The 16,998-nt window shown below is 69.7% G+C and carries 19 protein-coding genes; 7 read left to right on the top strand and 12 right to left on the bottom strand.

The window, feature by feature from the left end; translation table 11 throughout:
• Positions 1 to 11 precede the first annotated feature (11 nt).
• The 11 genes from V5F48_RS01920 to V5F48_RS01870 form a co-directional block, all read right to left on the bottom strand.
• On the bottom strand, positions 12 to 752 hold the full coding sequence (locus V5F48_RS01920; RefSeq protein ID WP_394039546.1) for an ABC transporter ATP-binding protein: 741 nt from the start codon (positions 750 to 752) through the stop codon (positions 12 to 14).
• A complete protein-coding gene (locus tag V5F48_RS01915; RefSeq protein ID WP_394039544.1) occupies positions 709 to 1,443 on the bottom strand; it encodes an ABC transporter ATP-binding protein in 735 nt (244 codons plus the stop codon). The genes V5F48_RS01920 and V5F48_RS01915 overlap by 44 nt, the downstream gene beginning before the upstream one ends.
• Complete coding sequence (locus tag V5F48_RS01910; RefSeq protein ID WP_394039541.1) at positions 1,440 to 2,450, bottom strand: branched-chain amino acid ABC transporter permease; 1,011 nt, start codon at positions 2,448 to 2,450, stop codon at positions 1,440 to 1,442. Before V5F48_RS01910 ends, V5F48_RS01915 begins: the two co-directional genes overlap by 4 nt.
• Positions 2,451 to 2,452: 2 nt before the next feature.
• The gene (locus tag V5F48_RS01905) at positions 2,453 to 3,328 is read right to left on the bottom strand and encodes a branched-chain amino acid ABC transporter permease (protein ID WP_394039539.1); all 876 of its coding nucleotides are present in this window, start codon (positions 3,326 to 3,328) and stop codon (positions 2,453 to 2,455) included.
• A gap of 53 nt (positions 3,329 to 3,381) precedes the next feature.
• Positions 3,382 to 4,638, bottom strand: coding sequence for an ABC transporter substrate-binding protein (locus V5F48_RS01900; RefSeq protein WP_394039537.1), 1,257 nt, complete (start codon positions 4,636 to 4,638; stop codon positions 3,382 to 3,384).
• A 96-nt stretch (positions 4,639 to 4,734) separates the two neighbouring features.
• On the bottom strand, positions 4,735 to 5,586 hold the full coding sequence (locus V5F48_RS01895; protein ID WP_394039535.1) for a putative hydro-lyase: 852 nt from the start codon (positions 5,584 to 5,586) through the stop codon (positions 4,735 to 4,737).
• A 168-nt stretch (positions 5,587 to 5,754) separates the two neighbouring features.
• Positions 5,755 to 6,222, bottom strand: a complete 468-nt coding sequence (locus V5F48_RS01890; RefSeq protein WP_394039533.1) for a RidA family protein — start codon at positions 6,220 to 6,222, stop codon at positions 5,755 to 5,757.
• A 39-nt stretch (positions 6,223 to 6,261) separates the two neighbouring features.
• Positions 6,262 to 7,329, bottom strand: coding sequence for a DUF4392 domain-containing protein (locus tag V5F48_RS01885; RefSeq protein WP_394039531.1), 1,068 nt, complete (start codon positions 7,327 to 7,329; stop codon positions 6,262 to 6,264).
• Positions 7,330 to 7,437: 108 nt separating this feature from the next.
• Positions 7,438 to 8,460: a threonine ammonia-lyase gene (locus tag V5F48_RS01880; protein ID WP_394039529.1), complete on the bottom strand. Its 1,023-nt coding sequence runs from the start codon at positions 8,458 to 8,460 to the stop codon at positions 7,438 to 7,440.
• An 80-nt stretch (positions 8,461 to 8,540) separates the two neighbouring features.
• Positions 8,541 to 9,455 (bottom strand): LysR family transcriptional regulator, encoded by a 915-nt coding sequence (locus tag V5F48_RS01875; RefSeq protein ID WP_394039527.1) that lies wholly within the window; start codon positions 9,453 to 9,455, stop codon positions 8,541 to 8,543.
• Between the two features lie 156 nt (positions 9,456 to 9,611).
• Positions 9,612 to 10,304, bottom strand: a complete 693-nt coding sequence (locus V5F48_RS01870) for a hypothetical protein (RefSeq protein ID WP_394039525.1) — start codon at positions 10,302 to 10,304, stop codon at positions 9,612 to 9,614.
• Between the two features lie 438 nt (positions 10,305 to 10,742).
• On the opposite strand from V5F48_RS01870, the gene V5F48_RS01865 reads away from it, so the two are divergent.
• A complete protein-coding gene (locus tag V5F48_RS01865; RefSeq protein ID WP_394039523.1) occupies positions 10,743 to 11,300 on the top strand; it encodes a helix-turn-helix domain-containing protein in 558 nt (185 codons plus the stop codon).
• The gene (locus V5F48_RS01860; protein ID WP_394039521.1) at positions 11,203 to 12,573 is read left to right on the top strand and encodes a DNA-packaging protein; all 1,371 of its coding nucleotides are present in this window, start codon (positions 11,203 to 11,205) and stop codon (positions 12,571 to 12,573) included. The genes V5F48_RS01865 and V5F48_RS01860 overlap by 98 nt, the downstream gene beginning before the upstream one ends.
• Before the next feature lie 310 nt (positions 12,574 to 12,883).
• Here V5F48_RS01860 and V5F48_RS01855 read toward each other — a convergent pair whose 3' ends face one another.
• Positions 12,884 to 13,162 carry a hypothetical protein gene (locus V5F48_RS01855; protein ID WP_394039519.1) on the bottom strand — a complete coding sequence of 93 codons (279 nt, stop codon included), beginning with the start codon at positions 13,160 to 13,162 and terminating at the stop codon, positions 12,884 to 12,886.
• A gap of 170 nt (positions 13,163 to 13,332) precedes the next feature.
• Between V5F48_RS01855 and V5F48_RS01850 the strand changes: the two genes are divergently transcribed.
• From V5F48_RS01850 to V5F48_RS01830, 5 genes are all read left to right on the top strand, one after another.
• Positions 13,333 to 14,514 (top strand): phage portal protein, encoded by a 1,182-nt coding sequence (locus tag V5F48_RS01850; protein WP_394039517.1) that lies wholly within the window; start codon positions 13,333 to 13,335, stop codon positions 14,512 to 14,514.
• A 51-nt stretch (positions 14,515 to 14,565) separates the two neighbouring features.
• The gene (locus tag V5F48_RS01845; protein WP_394039515.1) at positions 14,566 to 14,754 is read left to right on the top strand and encodes a hypothetical protein; all 189 of its coding nucleotides are present in this window, start codon (positions 14,566 to 14,568) and stop codon (positions 14,752 to 14,754) included.
• A 129-nt stretch (positions 14,755 to 14,883) separates the two neighbouring features.
• Complete coding sequence (locus V5F48_RS01840; RefSeq protein WP_394039513.1) at positions 14,884 to 15,096, top strand: hypothetical protein; 213 nt, start codon at positions 14,884 to 14,886, stop codon at positions 15,094 to 15,096.
• Positions 15,097 to 15,099: 3 nt separating this feature from the next.
• Positions 15,100 to 15,576: an HK97 family phage prohead protease gene (locus V5F48_RS01835; protein WP_394039511.1), complete on the top strand. Its 477-nt coding sequence runs from the start codon at positions 15,100 to 15,102 to the stop codon at positions 15,574 to 15,576.
• Between the two features lie 27 nt (positions 15,577 to 15,603).
• Positions 15,604 to 16,905 carry a phage major capsid protein gene (locus tag V5F48_RS01830; RefSeq protein WP_394039509.1) on the top strand — a complete coding sequence of 434 codons (1,302 nt, stop codon included), beginning with the start codon at positions 15,604 to 15,606 and terminating at the stop codon, positions 16,903 to 16,905.
• Positions 16,906 to 16,998: the final 93 nt, after the last annotated feature.

The raw sequence follows: 16,998 nt of genomic DNA, 5'->3' as shown, positions 1-16,998 counted from the left end.
CGCGCGCGTCCTCAGATGCCCAGATAGGCGCGGCGCACATCCGGATTGTCGCGCACCTCGGCGGCGGAGCCTTCGAGGATGACACGGCCGGTCTGCAGCACATAGGCGCGGTCGGCGATCTCCAGGCTCTCCACCAGCCGCTGCTCCACCAGCAGGATGGTGACGCCGGTGTCGCGGATGGTCTTCACCGCGTCGAAGATCTCGTCCACGAGCTTCGGCATGATGCCCTGGGACGGCTCGTCGAGCATCAGCAGGCGCGGGCGGGTCATCAGCGCGCGACCGATGGCGAGCATCTGCTGCTCGCCGCCCGACAGCGTCGCCGCCTTCTGGGGCAGGCGCTCCTTCAGCCGCGGGAACAGGGTGAAGACCTGCTCCAGCGGCGCCTCGCGGTCGGCCTTGTCGGCGTGCAGGTAGCTGCCGAGGCGCAGATTGTCCGCCACCGTCAGGCGCGGGAACAGGCGCTTGGCCTCCGGCACGTAGGCGATGCCCCGCGCCGTGATGAGGTGGCCGGCCATGCCGTCGATGCGATCGCCGGCGAAGGTCACGGTGCCGCCCCTGGGGCGTTCCATGCCGGCGATGGATTTGAGCAAGGTGGACTTGCCCGCGCCGTTGGCGCCGGCCACCACCACGATCTCGCCCGCCTTCACCTGAACCGAGATGTCGGAGATGGCGATGAGGCCGTCATAGGCCGTGGTCAGGGATTTCACATCAAGCAGCACGGTGGCGATCCCCGAGATAGGCGGTGATGACATCCTCGTTGCGGACGATCTCGGCGGGGCTGCCCTCGGCCAAAAGCTTGCCGAGATTGAGCACGATGGCCCGGTCCACCAGCTGCATGACGATTTCCATCACATGCTCCACCATCACCACGGTGATGCCGCGGGCGCGCACCTTGCGCACCAGATCCATGCCGAGGCGCGCCTCCGACGGGGTGAGGCCGGTCAGCACCTCGTCCAGCAGCAGCAGCTTGGGCTCGGTGGCGATGGCGCGGGCCACCTCCAGCCGGCGCTTCTCCGGCGGGGTGAGCTGGCCGGCGGTGGCGTCGGCGCGGCCGTCGAGGCCCACATAGTCCAGCACCTCCAGCGCGGCGGCGCGGGCGCGGGTGGCGTTGGCGTGGCGCACGAAGGCGCCGATCATCACATTCTCGGCCACGCTCATGGAATCGAAGGAGCGCGGCACCTGGAAGGTGCGGGCGATGCCCAGCCGGCAGCGCTCGGCCGCCGGCATCTGGGTGATGTCCACGCCCTCGAACAGGATGGTGCCAGAGGTGGGCACCCGCGCCCCAGAGATGGCCGCGAACAGGGTGGACTTGCCCGCCCCGTTGGGACCGATGAGCCCCAGGATCTCGCCGCGCCGGATGGAGATGGAGACATCCGAATTGGCCACCAGGCCGCCGAAGCGCTGGGTGACGCCGCGCGTCTCGAGCAGGATATCAGACGTCATGCCTTGCCTCCACTCTTGCGGGTGAAGAGGCTGAGCAGGCCCTCGGGCTTGGCCAGCGCCACCACCATGATCAGCGCGCCGTAGATGATGAGGTCGAGGCCAGAGCCCGACCCGCCGAGATAGGAGCGGGTGATCTCGGTGAGGGGGATGAGGATGGCCGCGCCGAGCGGCGCGCCCCACAGGGTGCCGATGCCGCCGAGCACCGCCGGCAGGGCGAACAGCAGGGAGAAGCGGAAGCTCATCACGCTTTCGGGGTCGATGTAGGAGACGAAGGCCGCATAGAAGCCGCCGCCCACCGCGGTGAAGAAGGCCGACACCGCCGCCGCCGCCAGCTTGGAGCGGAACACTTCCACGCCGAGGCTTTCGGCCGCCTCCGGATCGTCCTTCACCGCGCGCCACCAGAAGCCCCAGCGGGAATTCTCGATGAAATAGGTGACGAGCCACACCACCACCAGCAGCCCGAGGGCGAAGTAGAAGTAGGGTACCTTGTCCCGGGCGAACTGGAGGGTCCAGATGCTGTCGGTGCCGAACGGCCACTGGATGCCCAGGGCGCCGCCGACAAAGTCCCAGTTGTGGACCAGGACGAGGCCGATTTCCGCGATCACCAGGGTGGCGATGGCGAAGTAGTGCCCCTTCAGCCGGAAGGTCATGAAGCCGAGGCCCACCGCCAGAATGGCCGAGAGCACGCCGCCCACCACCATGCCGAACCAGGGCACGATGTCGTAGTTCACGTAGAGCACGGACGCCGCATAGGCGCCGATGCCGAAGTAGAGGGCATGGCCCAGCGAGATCTGGCCGCAATAGCCGCCGAGGATGTTCCAGCTCTGCGACACCGCCGCATAGAGCAGGGTGAGGATGAGGACGTTCTGGAGATAGACGTCCCGGATGCCGAGCGGCAGGCAGGCCACGGCGGCGAATACGGCGGCCGCGACCACGAGCTGGCGCCGGCGCTTGGCGATGAACGCATCGCCGCGCAGCTTGAGGGAGGTGAGGGTGCTGTCGGTCATCTTCACAGCTTTCCGAACAGGCCGCTCGGGCGGAAGAACACCACAGCGAGATAGAGGGCGAAGATGCCGACGGCCTTCATGGTCGGTGGCAGGATGAGGGCGGTGATGGCCTCCACCAGCCCCACGATGACGCCGGCCACCAGCGCGCCGAACACGCTGCCGAAGCCGCCCAGCGCCACCGTCACATAGGCGATGGTGCCGAAGGTCGCGCCCACCTGGGGGTGGATGTAGTAGAAGATGGCGAGCACCGTGCCGGCGAGCCCGACGAGGGCGGCGCCGAGGCCCCAGCCGATGGCGAACACCTTGTTGCGGTCGATGCCCACGAGGGCCACCGCACCGGCGTCCTCACGCGTCGCTTCCAGCGCCTTGCCGAAGTCGGTCCGCGAGATCAGGGACAGGGCGGCGAAGGCCGCGATGGAGATGAGGCCGCCGTAGATCTGCGGCCACGGCAAGAAGATGCCGCCCAGTTCCAGCGTATGCCCGCCCAGCCACGAGGTCTTGATGGAGCGGTAGTCGGGCGTGAAGAAATACTGTGCGCCGCCCTGGATGAGGATGGCGAGGCCGAAGGTGGAGAAGATCTGCACCATGCCGGCATTCGCCTTGGTGCGCATGGCATAGCGCACCACCGCCACGTAGACGAACGCGCCCACGCAGAACATGAGCCCCACCACCAGCGGCGCGACGACGATGGGATCGAGCGTCGTCCACAGGACGAGGCCGAAGGTGGCGTACATGGCGATCATGAGGAATTCGCCATGGGCGAAATTCACCACATCCATGAGCCCGAAGATGAGCGAGAGGCCGACTGCGATCAGGGCATAGATGAGCCCCATGAGCAGGCCGCTCGCAAGCACCTGGATCAGCGCTTGCGCGGTCATTGTGTGTCCTTCCAGCCGGAACGGCAGCCGTTGCTTTGGCTTTGGCTTTGGCGTCAGCCGTTCATGGGCCAGATGGCCGCGGCGATGGCCACGTCCTCGGGGAAGATGGTGACGAACTTGCCGCCGGTATATTGCAGCAGGACCGGGCTCGCGTCCGGGTTCTGGCCTTCCTCGTTAAAGTGCACGCGCGCCCAGGGCATGATGGTGCGGGTGCCGGGAATGTCGGTGGCCACCAGCGCATCGCGGATCTTGGCGCCGTCCGTGGCCTTGGCCCGGTCGATGGCGTCGGCGAGGATGATGAGGCCCATCAGCTCGCGGGAGGAATTGTCGTTGAGGTCGCGCGAGGAGCGGGCCTTGTACATCGCGTTCACCTTGCCGATGAACGGGCGCTTGGCGGCCAGATCCAGCGAGAAGGAGGCGCGGGAAATGGCGCCGACGAGCTTGTCGCCCACCGCGTCGAAGGTCACCTGCTCGGAGAAGCCGGAGGCCTGGGCGACCAGGTTCTTGGGCTTGTAGCCCAGCTCCGCCATGGTCTTCACCAGCAGGATGGCGTCGGTGGTGTAGGTGGACGGCATCAGCACGTCCGGATCGGCGCTTTTCAGCTGCTGCACCTCGGCGGAGAGCGAGGGCGAGTTGGACTTGTACTTGATGTCGGCGGCGATCTTGTAGCCGCGCTCGGTGGCCAGCTTGCGCTGCACGTTGGACGAATCCACGCCGAAGATGGTGTCCTCGTAGAACAGGCCGACGCTGTCGATCTTCTTGCCCTTCTTCTTCTGGGCGTCGAAGAAGTCGAACATGGCGGCGGAGAACATCTCGTCCTGCGCGGCGGGGCGGAAGAAGTATTTCAGCTTCTTGCGCTGGAGGCTGGGGGAGGAACTGTCCGCGCACAGGAACGGCACGCCGTAGCGCTCGGCCACCGCGCTGACGGTGGAGGAGACGGCGGACTGGTAGCAGCCGATCAGGGCGGCCACCTTGTCCTGGGTGATGAGGCGCTCGGCCTCGGCGCGGCCCTTCTGCGGGTCGGACTGGTGGTCCGCGTAAACGAGGCGCACCTTGGCGCCGCCGAGGCCCTGGAGGCCCGCCGCCTTGGCGGTGGGCATGTCGAAGTCGAACGAGCCATTGATGATTTCGGCGGCGGTCTCGAAGGCGTGGCGGGCATCAATGCCCACCTGGGCGCTCGGACCGGACATGGCGTAGAGCACGCCGATGACCACTTCCGGCGCGCCCTGCGCGAAGGCGCGGGAGGCGGAGCCGGCGAGGCCGACGAGCGGCAGGGCGGAGGCGGCGAGAAGAAGCTCTCTGCGGTTCATGGTAGATCCCCTCTGGAAGTCAGGATGGCTGGACAGGTCTTGGTTGCAGTCTGCGCCGCTTTCGGCGTCAGTCCGAGCGTTGCCGCCCGGGGATGATCACAGGATCGAAAATTCGGTGTTGCGCCGGTCGGTGACCAGCATGCAGCCGGGCGCGTGGGTGATGGCGAAGGCGGGCTTCGCCTCGGCGATCACCGATTGGGGGGTGACGCCGCAGGCCCAGAACACGGGCAGCTCGGTGTCGAGCACCTCCACCGCGTCGCCGTAGTCGGGCTGCATCAGGTCGGTGATGCCGATCAGCTCCGGCAGGCCCACATGCAGCGGCGCGCCGTGCACGGCGGGAAAGCGCGTGGTGATCTGGATCGCGCGGATGGCGTGGGCCGGCACCAGCGGCCGCATGGACATGACCATCCGCCCCGAGAAGCGGCCCGCCGGCACGCACTGCACATTGGTGCGGAACATGGGCACGCGCACGTTGCGCTCCACATGGCGCAGGGGCAGGCCCTCGGCCATCAGCGCTTCCTCGAAGGACAGGGAGCAGCCGATGACGAAGGCGACCAGATCGTCGCGCCAGTAGTCCGTCACGTCGGCGGTATCGGCGATGACCTCGCCGTCCTGCCACACCCGGTAGCCGGGGAAATCGGTGCGGATGTCCATGTCCTCGCCCAGCACGGGCACCTTGAAGCTGCCGGGCTCGGACATGCCGATGACCGGGCAGGGGCGCGGATTGAAATGGCAGAAGCGCAGGAATTCCTCTGCCAGATCCTTGGGCAGCACGGCGAGGTTGCCCTGCACATAGCCCGGCGCCATGCCGGCGGTGGGGCCGGCGAGGGCGCCGCCGCGGCAGGCCAGCCGCACCGCAAGCGGGGTCCGGTAGGCGGAATAGGCGTCCAGCTCAGGTGCGACGCGGAGGCTTGCGATGCTGGTGTTGGCCATGGTGAGGCTCGTCATGTTCATCGCCGCGGCGATTTCGGTCCGGTCTGGCGTCGAGTGCGGTTGGCAACTTGCCCACGGATTAAGCGCGCTCGATCCATGGGCATTATCCAGACGAAAGACGCACAAGGTCCAATGATGATTCAGGATTGTTTTGGATAAGGTGTGCTTATAGTCGGTGCCGCCTCAGGGTTTGACGGCGAAGCAGGCTTCCACCTCCACGCTCATTCCGCTCGGCAGGGAAGAGGCGCCGCTGGCGATGCGGGCATGCCGCCCGCGGTCGCCGAACACGGCGCAGAGCAGGTCGGACGCCCCGTTGATGACGCCGGGATGGCCTTCGAACGTCTCCACGCAATGCACCAGCCCGGCCACGCGCACCACCTGCGTCACCCGGTCGAGGTCGCCGTCGCAGGCCACCTTGAGCTGGGCGAGCAGGTTGAGCGCGCACAGCTTTGCTGCCTCATAGCCCTCTTCGGGGGTGCGCTCGGCGCCCACCTTGCCGACATAGAGGAGCTGGCCGTCGCGGCGCGGACCCTGCCCGGAAATGAAGACGAGGTTATCCACCCGCACGAAGGGCACATAGGTGCCGCGCGGGGTGCCGGCCTGCGGCAATGTCAGGCCAAGGGCGGCGAGCTTGTCTTCCACTTCACTCATGTCCAATTCCCCATTTCACCGTCTTCACTTCACGGCATTTTACTTCACCTGGCGCCAGTCGCCCCGGTCGCCCTTCCAGTTCACACTGTCGCCCAGGGTGCGCGCAACGGTGAGCTTGAGGGTGCGCACGAGGCCCTCCCATTCCTGTGCGGAAAGCCCGTCCACGGCGGGCTCGGGCGCCATGAACATGCCGTCCACGCCGCCGAAGGCCACGCACTGCGCGATGGCGCGCACCTCCAGTTCCGGCTCGTGGAACACCACCGGGTTTTCTAAAAGCGCCGAGAGCGCCGCCACAAGGCCGGTGGCGCCCAGGTTGGAGATGTTGGCCACCACCAGGTGGCCCGCCGCGGTAGCCGCCGCGACCCCACCGCGGCCGGGAATGCCGCAGTCCGCCGCCTTGGGCGAGAAGGCGGGCAGGTCCTGCGCGATCACGCCCATGCCCAGCTCGTTGCCGCCGTCGCCGATGCCGATGAAGGGCAGGCCCATGGCCTTGCCGGTGCGGAACAGATAGTCGAGGTCGCCCACCATGCCGTCCAGCGGGCGGCCGCCGAGGCCGTGGTAGAGCCCGTTCGCATTGGCGCCCGGCCGCTCGATGGCGATGAGCAGCTGCGGGTGGGTGTGCTCCAGCAGGTCGTCGGCCACCGCGCGGCAGCCCTCCGCATCCTTCGGCACGGTGCGGATATAGACCGGGCGCAGGAACGGGACGGGGGTGATGACGCCATCGGCCGGGAAGGGCAGGGGGGCGAGCCCCGCGCCCCGGCAGGTGGCGGCCATCATCTCCGCCCAGTCCTCGTCGATGACGATGACGCTCTCCACCCCGAAGCCGAGGAACAGGGCGCGGGCGATGAGCGCGGCACCCACCGGCCCGTCGGTCTCCGGCACGCCGCCGCCCTCGGGAAAGCCGGTGGCGATGAGGGCGGGGCCGCCCTTGGTGGTGAGGGTCTCGGCGATGATCTCCGCCGCCCCCATGGCGATGAAGCCTGGCTGCCGGCGCGCCAGCGCCGCCCGGATCGGCCCGATGAGGCCGACCCCGGTGAAGTCGAGGCACATGAAGTCGTCGATGGTGCGCGCGACCCGCGCGTAAAGGGCCGTGTCCTTGGCAAGCATGGCGAAGCCTTTGGATTGGAAGGGGGCCTAAAGCCCGCGCGGCGCTTGAGCGAAGCTTTCGAAGAGCCACCCGCGCGGCGCTTGCGCGAAGCCGTCTTGGCGTGGGGCTCAGGCGCCGATGCAGGCGGCGAAGGTGCCGGGATCCACATTGCCGCCGGAGAGCACCACGCCCACGGTCTTGCCCTTGGCGTCCACCTTGCCGGCGAGCACGGCGGCGAGCGGGGTGACGCCGCCGGGCTCCACCACCAGCTTCAGCGCGTCATAGACAAGGCGCATGGCGGCCTTGACCTCGTCGTCCGTCACCGCCACGCCGCCGGCGAGCAGCGCGCGGTTGATGGGAAGGGTGAGCAGGCCGGGGGTGGGCACCATGAGGGCGTCGCACAGCGTCGTGGCGCCGGGCGCGTTGCGCTCCGGCTGGCCCGAGGCCAGCGAGCGGGCGGTGTCGTCGAAGCCCGAGGGCTCCACGCTGTAGACAAGCGTCGCCGGCGAGCGGGCCTTGAGGGCGGTGGCGGCGCCCGCCACCAGGCCGCCGCCGGAACAGGCGAACAGCGCCATATCGAGCTGCGCGCCGAGGGCGGCCGCCTGCTCCGAAAGTTCCAGGCCCACGGTGCCCTGGCCGGCGATGACGTGGGGATCGTCATAAGGCGGGATGATGACGGCGCCGGTGCGCCGGGCGATGTCGGCGCCGATCTCCTCGCGCACCTCGGTGGCGCGGTCATAGAGGCGCACGGTGCCGCCGAGCCGTTCGGCGCCTTCGATCTTGGCGCGCGGGGCGTCGGAGGGCATCAGGATGGTGGCCTTGATGCCGTGGCGCGCCGCCACCGCCGAGATGGCGAGGGCGTGGTTGCCCGAGGACCAGGCGACAATGCCGCCGGCGCGCTCGGCGGCGCTCATCAGCGCCACGCGATTGGACGCACCGCGAAACTTGAACGAGCCGGTATGCTGCAGCATCTCCGGCTTGATGAGAAGTCTTGCGCCGCAGGCCGCGTTGACGGCTGCATTCTCGAACAGCGGCGTGCGGATGATCTGGCGAGCAATACGATCCGCTGCTGCCTCTACGTCCGTGATGGTGGCAGCGAAGACTTGGGTATCGCCATGGGGGGCAGAATAAAGAGCGGAGCTGGAAGACATGATCGGGCCTCGGCGGAAGAGGCCGTCATGTCACCACGCACCATGCATGCATTCAAATTATGATCTGGCATGAACTTTAATCATGCCTGCTTATTGGTGGTTTCCCCCGCCCGATCCTCCCGTGCGATCTCGGCGGCGAGGGCGGCCAGCGGCCCGGCGATGCCGCCGCCCATGGCCATGGGATAGCTGGCGGTGAAGGCGAGGTCCGGCAGGTTGACCTCGGTCGCCACCACGCGGAGCTTGCCGGAGGCCAGCTCGGCGCGGATCACGTCGGGCGGGATGACGCTGAGGCCGATATGGTCCTCGGTCATGCGGATGATGGTGGAGAGGGAGGAATTGCTGAACAGGCGCGGCGATCCGATCTCCGGAATGCTCAGGATCTCGCGCAGGAAGGTGTAGGGATAGGTGGATTTGGGATAGGTGATGAGCGGATACTTCAGAAGGTCCCGCCGCGACAGGGGCTCGGCGGCGATGGGCAGGTCGCTGGCGGCCACGAAGGCCAGCGCATAGGTGCCGAGGTCGAGGTTGTGCATGTTGGGCTCGCTCACCGGGCCGAGCAGGAAGGCGAGGTCAAGTTCGCGCTTCACCAGCGCGTCGCGCATCACCGGCGTCACGTCCACGGTGATGTCGATGAGCACGTTGGGGTAGACCGCGTGGGCGCGCTCGATGAAGCGGGAAAGCCAGGTCTGCACGATGGTTTCGGAGACGCCGAGGCGCACCACCCCGCGCATGGCCTCGGGGGTCGCCACCGCCTCCAGCATGGCCGCGCGCAGCCGGAGGAAGCGCTCGGCATAATCCACCAGCACCCGGCCCTTCTCGGTGAGGCTGATGGAGCGCGAGGAGCGCTCGAACAGGCGTGTCCGCAGCTCGGTTTCCAGCGCGGCGATGCGCTGGGACACGGCGGGCTGGGTGGTGTTCAGCCGCTCGGCCGCCTTGCTGAAGCTTTCCAGCTGCGACACCCAGTAGAAGATTTCGAGGCTGCGGAAATCGACCATCGAACGCGGTACGCCTCAAGAGGGGCTGCGATTGTAGGCCGATGCCCCGCGCTGGCAATCGCGCCGTCCGAACCGATGAGGGTGACTCAAGGGCCGGTTGGCAATTGGCCCGGGCGGCGCCTGAGCCTTCAGCCGGAAGGATTGCGACCAGCAGCCTCAGCGCGGCGCCGGGAAGGCCAGCACGCCGGAGGTGTAGCGCTCGATCAATGCGCTGAAGGGCGTGCCGTCCGGCAGGGTCAGCACCGCGCGATGGGCCAGCACGAAGCGGGGCACCGCCAGCGCGCCGGAAGCCGGGGCTTCCTCCGCCGGCCGCCACAGTGCGCGCGCCTCCAGCGTGCGGCGGCGGAAGTCGAGCGGGCGCACCACCTTGCCGAAGGGCGTATCGGTGGTATCGAGGGTGGCGTTCATCTCGCCCGTCAGGCGATCCGGCCGGTAATAATTGTCCGCCTCCGACAGCACGATGGCGCCGCAGGTGAGCCGCACCCGGCGGTGTCGCACCAGGGTCTGCGCATCGGCGCCGAGCAGGTCGCGCACCTCCTGCGGGGCGGCGTCTTCCCCGGCGCGCTCGCGCTCCGCCCGCACCAGGGCGGGATCGCCGATGCCATGGGCGCCGCACCAGCGCTCCAGCGTCAGGGTGGCGCTGGGCTGGGCCAGCAGCGCGCGGTTCAGGGCCTCGATGAAATCCTGCGCGGCTTGGCGCGTGGCGGGGGTGTCGGGCCAAAGCATCGCAGGGGAAGGCATCTCGGGCTGAAGCGTGCCGGGCTGCGGCGTGCCGGACTCCAGCGCGCGGGCCGGCGCAAGGAGGCAGGCGAGGAAGACGAACGGCAGCGTCACCGGCAGGGGAAACATGGTGGCATCAGACCCATGGCAGCACCGGCGCGCCGGCTCGTCTTCCATAGCGCAGGCGGGCGACACTTGCCATCGCGCCGGGGCGCGCGGCCCTGGCGGACAATGTCGCAATGATGCCGTGTGTCACCCGCAAGGGATCGCAGAAGCTGGGCGGCCCGCCCGAATGCCTCGGCTGTCACGCCTTCGCCTGTCCTTGGGGCTGCATCAGGGGGGATAAGGTTTTTATTCCGTTATTCGGAATTTAGTCCTTGACAGCGTGACGCTGCCCCGCTAGGTTTTGTCCATGTTCCAGACGTGTGCCTGACGGGGTTTCGCCCGTCCCGACGGCTCGGTTTCGTCCGCCGCTTCCTCCGGTGGTCGTGCCTGCCCTTGTGGCTCTCGCCTTCAGGCTTTTCAGCATCCTGGCTTCAGGACCCAACCATTTTTTCGGACATGTCCATGCGCGAAGCGTTGCCGCCCCGCCGGGTGCCAGCCATGGCACAGCTTGCGCGCCAGCTCTATCTGGACGGCGCCCCCCTCAAGGAGATTGCCCGCCGCACCGCCCTGCCGCGCCCCCAGGTCTATTACTGGATCGACCGGGAGGTGGCCGCCGACGGCACGGTCACCCTGAAGCCGGTGGCCCGGCGGATGCCACCGGCGCCGGGCGTCCGCAGCACGGCTCTGGGGCGGAAGCATCTGCTGGCCCGGCTGTGGCGGGCTGCCGAGCGTCAGCTCGACGAGATCGAGCGGCGCCTCGCCAGTGCCGTGTCGCCGGAGGCGGCCGCCGCGGCGAGCCCGCCCCGCCCCGCCGCCGATGCGGAGAAGGACGCCCGCGCCCTCGCCGTGCTCGCCCGCACCCTGCGCGAACTCTCCGCCCTGGAGGCGGAGGCGCAGAAAAGCCGCAAGGTGAAAGCCGAAGATGACGCCGTCCGCGACCTCGACACCTTCCGCCGCGAGCTTGCGCGCCGCCTTGATCGCCTGCGCGCGGACGGGACGGGCGCAGAGCCTGCTGAATGACCTGCCCGAGGCCGAGGCCGAGCTTCTGCTCGCCGACTGGGCCTTGTGGGCGCGCGACGATCAGCTGCCGCCCGACATCTCGCCCTCCGGCGACCCCTGGACCACCTGGCTGGTGCTGGGCGGGCGCGGCGCCGGCAAGACGCGGGCCGGCGCCGAATGGGTGCGGGGCCTGGCGCTGGGCCGTCCGCCGTTCGCCGACCTGCCGGTGGGGCGCATCGCGCTGGTGGCCGAGACCATGGCCGACGTGCGCGAGGTGATGGTGGAGGGGGTCTCCGGCCTCCTCGCCGTCCACCCCCGCGCCGAGCGGCCGCGCTGGGAGCCCACCCGGCGCCGCCTCGAATGGGCCAATGGCGCGGTGGCGCAGGGCTTTTCGGCGGAGGACCCCGAAAGCCTGCGCGGCCCGCAATTCGCCGCCGCCTGGCTCGACGAACTGGCCAAGTGGAAGCGGGCCGAGGCCACCTTCGACATGCTGCAATTCGGGCTGCGGCTCGGCACCCAGCCGCGCCAGATGGTGACCACCACGCCGCGCCCCACCGCGCTGCTGCGGCGACTTTTGGCCGACCCCTCCACCGCGGTGACGCGGGCGCGCACCGCCGATAATGCCTTCCACCTCGCCCCGAGCTTCCTCGGCCAGGTGCTGACCCGCTATGGCGGCACCCGTCTCGGCCGGCAGGAGCTGGACGGTGAACTGATCGAGGACCGCGCCGACGCCCTGTTCTCCCGCCCGGCGCTGGAAGCCTTGCGGGAGGCCGAGGCGCCGCCCCTCGTCCGCATCGTGGTGGCGGTGGACCCGCCGGCCTCTTCGCGGGCCGGGGCGGATGCCTGCGGCATCGTCTGCGCCGGCATCGACGCGGCGGGCCTGGTGCATGTGCTGGCGGACGACAGCGCCGCCGGCCTTCGCCCCGCCCAGTGGGCGGCGAAGGCGGTGGCGCTGTTCCGCCGCTTCGAGGCGGACCTCATCGTCGCCGAGGTGAACCAGGGTGGCGAGATGGTGCGCGCCGTCATCGCCGAGGTGGATGACGGCGTGCCGGTGGAGCAGGTGCGGGCCACGCGCGGCAAGTTCCTGCGCGCCGAGCCCGTAGCCGCGCTCTACGAGCAGGGGCGGGTGCGCCATGCCGGCGCCTTCCCCGCCCTGGAGGACGAGATGTGCGATTTTGGCACGGATGGCCTGTCGTCCGGCCGCTCGCCGGACCGGCTCGACGCGCTGGTGTGGGCGGTCACGGCTTTGGCGCTCGGCCCCAAGGCCGGCGCGCCGCGGGTGCGGGGGCTGTGAGGCTGGGCTATGCTGACGATGCCGGTCTGAACCCGGCGCCGGCAGGGCTTTGCTCATGCGCCGTCCCGCGCCCCGTCGCCTTCCCGCGCTCCGTCGCCCTCCGGCGCTCCGTCGCCGTCCCGCGCCCCGTCGCCCTCCGGCTTGACCGGAGGGCCCATCTCTCCGCTTGTCCCGACCGCGTCCGTATGGTGGCGTTGCTCTCTGCCAGCTCCTGTGGCGGCATGGGCCGTCCGGTCAAGCCGGACGGCGACGGTGGTTTTCAGCCCCGTGCGTCTGGCCGGCTTTACCGTCTCGACTGCACCGCCCTCGTTCAGCTGCCGCCGACCATATCCGCGCCCACCGGGATTTCCACCTGCACGCACAGGCCGGTGACGCTCTGGCCCGGCGCGAAGTCCGGCCAGTTCTGGTTGCGCTTGATGCTGGCGCCGAGGCAGCCGCGCTCGGTGCGATAGTAGCCGATGAGCTTTTGCGAGGTGGTGGCGACCACCCCCGGCCCCGCGCCGTAGGGGTCGGGCGCATAGCCGTAAGCTCCGGAACCGGCGGGCTGGAACGTGGTGGTGGTGACAATGAGGACCAGGGCATAGAGCATGGCGCCCTCCCTTTGCGTCCCCCAGGCCCCGGGTTCGGGACCATCACGCAGGATCTTTATACGCCTGCTTAGCCGGTAGAGCACGTGCCGATCGGCATCTGCCCCCGGCTTTCATCCCTGCCATCGAGGCCGCCCCCACCGGGCGGCCTTTTTCGTTTCCGGAGCCTTTCATGCTGGCCGAGCTTCTCGCCCCCTTCCGCCGCCGCCCGCCCGAGGAGAAGGCGAGCCGCGCTGCCCCGCTCATCGCCCTGTTCTCCGCCGGGCGGCCGCGCTGGACCCCGCGCGATTATGCTTCGCTTGCCCGCGAGGGCTTCGCCAAGAATGCCATCGCCTATCGCGCCGTGCGGCTCATCGGCGAATCCGCCTCGGCCCTGCCGCTGGTGCTCATGGCCGGGCGGGAGGAGATGGAGACCCATCCGCTGCTCGATCTGATGCGCCGGCCCAACCCGCGCCTCACCGGATCGTCCCTCATGGAGGCCATCTGCAGCTACCTCATGGTGGCCGGCAACGCCTATGTGGAGGCGGTGGTGGTGGAGGGCGAGATCCGCGAGCTGCACCTCCTGCGCCCCGACCGGGTGAAGCTGGTGCCCGGCCCGGACGGCTGGCCCGAAGCCTACGACTACACCCTCGGCGCGCGCACCGTGCGCATCCCGCAAGACACGCTGGTGGAAGGCCAGGACGTGCCGGCCATCCTGCACCTCACCGCCTTCAACCCGCTGGACGACCATTACGGCTTCGCCCCGCTGGAGGCGGCGGCGCAGGCCCTCGACCTGCACAATGCGGCGAGCGCCTGGAACAAGGCGCTCATCGACAATGCCGCCCGCCCCTCCGGCGCGCTGGTCTACAGCGGCTCGGGCGCGCTTTCCGACGAGCAGTTCGAGCGGCTGAAGGGCGAACTGGAAGCCTCCTTCCAGGGCGCGGTGAATGCCGGCCGCCCGCTGCTGCTGGAAGGCGGGCTCGACTGGCGGCCCCTGTCGCTCTCGCCCAAGGACATGGATTTCGAGGCCGCGCGCAATTCCGCCGCCCGCGAGATCGCCCTCGCCATCGGCGTGCCGCCGCTGCTGCTGGGCATTCCCGGCGACAACACCTATGCCAATTACGCCGAGGCCAACCGCGCCCTGTGGCGCCAGAGCGTGGTGCCGCTGGTGCGTCGGGTGTGCGACGCGCTCTCCTCCTGGCTCGGCCCGGCCTATGGCGGCGGGCTGCAGCTTGTCCCCGACCTCGACCAGGCCGAGGCCCTGGCCGCCGAGCGCACCGAATTGTGGGCGCGCATCGGCGCGGCCGACTTCCTCACCGACGAGGAGAAGCGCGCCGCGACCGGCTATGGCGAGGGGGGACGGCGGCTGCGGTGAGGGGGGCTCGCCTCTCCGCCCCGCATCCACCACCCAATCCGGACACCCCCCATGGACGCCCTCATCCGCGCCTTCGCCGAGCGGGGCGATCTGGCGCATCTCGCGCTTTTGTTGTGGGCGCTTGCCGCCTCCGCCGGCCTGTGGCGGGCGCTGGGCGAGCTGTCTCGCGCCACCCACCGCATCGACGATTTCGTCCGCGAGCTGGCGCGCTTCAACGCCCGCGCCGACGACCTGTCCTGATCTGGAGCTATTTGCGTTCGCCCCGGCTCACGCAAATGGCTCCAGAGCTATGCATTAACGCGTTTTCTTCACGCGAACCGGGATCGGCTTCGCTCGAAACCGCTCCCCCCTCCCATCCCGGAGACCCCCATGCGCTCACCCTTCCGCAAGGCGCCGGAGACGGCGTCGTCGCCGCGCATCCGCGCCCTCACCGGCGCGCCCGCCAAGACAACGGCGCAGGCCAAATCGCCCCCGCCGCCCGCCGCCGGCGCCGTGTTCCGCGAATTCGTCGCCACCCTGGAGCGGCTGGAGAAGAGCCGGCGCCGCAAGAAGGCCCCCGCCGCTCCCACCGAGCGGAGCTGAGCCATGGCGGACGGCTTTCCCATCGAGGGCTATGCCTGCCTGTTCGACGTGGCGGATCTCGGCCGCGACCTGGTGCTGCCCGGCGCGTTTGCCGCCAGCCTTGCCCGGCAGGGGGCGGGGGGCGTGCGCCTGCTCTACCAGCACGATCCGGCCGAGCCCATCGGGGTGTGGACCGAGGCGTTCGAGGACACCCGCGGCCTTTATGTGCGCGGTCGTCTCTCGGCGGACGTGGTCCGTGCCCGCGAATGCGCGGCGCTGATCCGTGAGGGCGCACTGGATGGCCTCTCCATCGGCTTCAAGGCGGTGGAGGCGCGCACCGATCCGCGCGCCCGCCTGCGCCGGCTGTCCCGGATCGATCTGTGGGAGGTGTCCATCGTCACCTTCCCCATGCAGCCGGGGGCGCGCATCGCCCGCCCGCCCGCCACCCCCGCCGCCCTGCTCACGGCCGCCGCGGCCCGCCTGCGCGCCGCCCATCCCTGATTTTCGTTCATCGCAGAAGAGGTTTTCATGTCCCGTCCCGACACCGCCTTTGCCGACACCGCCCGCCCCATCACCGGCGCGCCCGAGACCAAGGTGGCCGGCGCCGAGCCCACCTCCGCCGAGGCCACCACCGCCGTGGCCGATTTCCTCGCCGCCTTCGAGAGCTACAAGCAGGTGAACGACACCCGCCTGGCGCAGATGGAGCGGCGCAGCGCCGACGTGCTCACCACCGAGCAGCTGGCCCGCATCGATGCCGCCCTGGACGCCCACAAGGCGCGGCTCGATGCCCTCGCCACCAAGGCGCGCCGGCCCTCGCTGGGCGCCGCGCCGGAGCGCATCGAGGCCCCCGCCGCCACCCGCGAGCACACCGATGCCTTCGCCACCTACGTGCGCCACGGCGAGGCCGGCGGCCTCAAGGCGCTGGAGGCGAAGGCGCTCTCCTCCGCCTCGGGCGAGGCCGGCGGCTACCTCGTGCCCTCGGAGACCGAGACCGAGATCGGCCGGCGCCTTGCCGTGCTGTCGCCCATCCGCGCTCTGGCCTCGGTGCGGACCATAGGCGGCGGCACCTATCGCAAGCCGTTCATGACCTCCGGCCCGGTCTCCGGCTGGGCGGCGGAGACGGCGGCCCGGCCCCAGACCGACAGCCCGGTGCTGGCGGAGCTGGCCTTCCCGGCCATGGAGCTTTACGCCATGCCCGCCGCCACCCAGTCCCTGCTGGACGATGCGCAGGTGAATGTGGAGGAGTGGCTCGCCGCCGAGGTGGACACCGCCTTCGCCGGCCAGGAGGGGGTGGCCTTCGTCACCGGCGACGGCGTGGCCAAGCCCAAGGGCTTCCTCGCCTACACCAAGGTGGCCGAGAGCGCCTGGGCCTGGGACAAGGTGGGCTATGTGGCCACCGGCGCGGCAGGCGCCTTCCCGGCGGCGGCCCCGGCCGATCCGCTGCTGGATCTGGTCTATGCGCTCAAGGCCGGCTACCGGCAGAACGCCACCTTCGTCATGAACCGCCAGACCCAGGGGCAGGTGCGCAAGCTGAAGGACGAAAACGGCAATTACCTCTGGGCCCCGCCCGCCGGGGTGGGCCAGGGCGCCAGCCTCATGGGCTTCCCGGTGGCGGAGAGCGAGGCCATGCCGGAGGTGGCGGCCGATGCCTACGCCATCGCCTTCGGCGACTTCCGCCGCTTCTACCTGGTGGTGGACCGCGCCGGGGTGCGGGTGCTGCGCGATCCCTATTCGGCCAAGCCCTACGTGCTGTTCTACACCACCAAGCGCGTGGGCGGCGGGGTGCAGGATTTCGACGCCGCCAAGCTGCTGAAGTTCGCCGCGAGCTGAGGGGAGGGGGCGTTCGCCCAGGATCGCTGGAGATCCCTCTCCCGCCCGAGGCCGGATGTTTCCGGCCTCGGCTCGTTGGAACCGAACTCGGCA

Origin of the sequence: Xanthobacter autotrophicus ATCC 700552, from assembly GCF_043194565.1 — a bacterium.
Lineage (GTDB): Bacteria > Pseudomonadota > Alphaproteobacteria > Rhizobiales > Xanthobacteraceae > Xanthobacter > Xanthobacter autotrophicus_F.
The sequence above is the reverse complement of the archived record's forward strand: the minus strand, read 5'-3'. Positions and strand labels throughout refer to the sequence as shown.

What these genes read in the sequence shown, in the direction of transcription:
- V5F48_RS01910 (WP_394039541.1), bottom strand. Translation starts at nt 2,450, where the DNA reads ATGACCGACAGCACCCTCACCTCCCTCAAGCTGCGCGGCGATGCGTTC.
- V5F48_RS01885 (WP_394039531.1), bottom strand. Translation starts at nt 7,329, where the DNA reads ATGCTTGCCAAGGACACGGCCCTTTACGCGCGGGTCGCGCGCACCATC.
- V5F48_RS01830 (WP_394039509.1), top strand. Translation starts at nt 15,604, where the DNA reads ATGTCCCGTCCCGACACCGCCTTTGCCGACACCGCCCGCCCCATCACC.
- V5F48_RS01900 (WP_394039537.1), bottom strand. Translation starts at nt 4,638, where the DNA reads ATGAACCGCAGAGAGCTTCTTCTCGCCGCCTCCGCCCTGCCGCTCGTC.
- V5F48_RS01860 (WP_394039521.1), top strand. Translation starts at nt 11,203, where the DNA reads ATGACGCCGTCCGCGACCTCGACACCTTCCGCCGCGAGCTTGCGCGCC.
- V5F48_RS01840 (WP_394039513.1), top strand. Translation starts at nt 14,884, where the DNA reads ATGCGCTCACCCTTCCGCAAGGCGCCGGAGACGGCGTCGTCGCCGCGC.
- V5F48_RS01920 (WP_394039546.1), bottom strand. Translation starts at nt 752, where the DNA reads ATGTCATCACCGCCTATCTCGGGGATCGCCACCGTGCTGCTTGATGTG.
- V5F48_RS01850 (WP_394039517.1), top strand. Translation starts at nt 13,333, where the DNA reads ATGCTGGCCGAGCTTCTCGCCCCCTTCCGCCGCCGCCCGCCCGAGGAG.
- V5F48_RS01875 (WP_394039527.1), bottom strand. Translation starts at nt 9,455, where the DNA reads ATGGTCGATTTCCGCAGCCTCGAAATCTTCTACTGGGTGTCGCAGCTG.
- V5F48_RS01880 (WP_394039529.1), bottom strand. Translation starts at nt 8,460, where the DNA reads ATGTCTTCCAGCTCCGCTCTTTATTCTGCCCCCCATGGCGATACCCAA.
- V5F48_RS01845 (WP_394039515.1), top strand. Translation starts at nt 14,566, where the DNA reads ATGGACGCCCTCATCCGCGCCTTCGCCGAGCGGGGCGATCTGGCGCAT.
- V5F48_RS01865 (WP_394039523.1), top strand. Translation starts at nt 10,743, where the DNA reads ATGCGCGAAGCGTTGCCGCCCCGCCGGGTGCCAGCCATGGCACAGCTT.
- V5F48_RS01895 (WP_394039535.1), bottom strand. Translation starts at nt 5,586, where the DNA reads ATGACGAGCCTCACCATGGCCAACACCAGCATCGCAAGCCTCCGCGTC.
- V5F48_RS01905 (WP_394039539.1), bottom strand. Translation starts at nt 3,328, where the DNA reads ATGACCGCGCAAGCGCTGATCCAGGTGCTTGCGAGCGGCCTGCTCATG.
- V5F48_RS01855 (WP_394039519.1), bottom strand. Translation starts at nt 13,162, where the DNA reads ATGCTCTATGCCCTGGTCCTCATTGTCACCACCACCACGTTCCAGCCC.
- V5F48_RS01915 (WP_394039544.1), bottom strand. Translation starts at nt 1,443, where the DNA reads ATGACGTCTGATATCCTGCTCGAGACGCGCGGCGTCACCCAGCGCTTC.
- V5F48_RS01870 (WP_394039525.1), bottom strand. Translation starts at nt 10,304, where the DNA reads ATGTTTCCCCTGCCGGTGACGCTGCCGTTCGTCTTCCTCGCCTGCCTC.
- V5F48_RS01835 (WP_394039511.1), top strand. Translation starts at nt 15,100, where the DNA reads ATGGCGGACGGCTTTCCCATCGAGGGCTATGCCTGCCTGTTCGACGTG.
- V5F48_RS01890 (WP_394039533.1), bottom strand. Translation starts at nt 6,222, where the DNA reads ATGAGTGAAGTGGAAGACAAGCTCGCCGCCCTTGGCCTGACATTGCCG.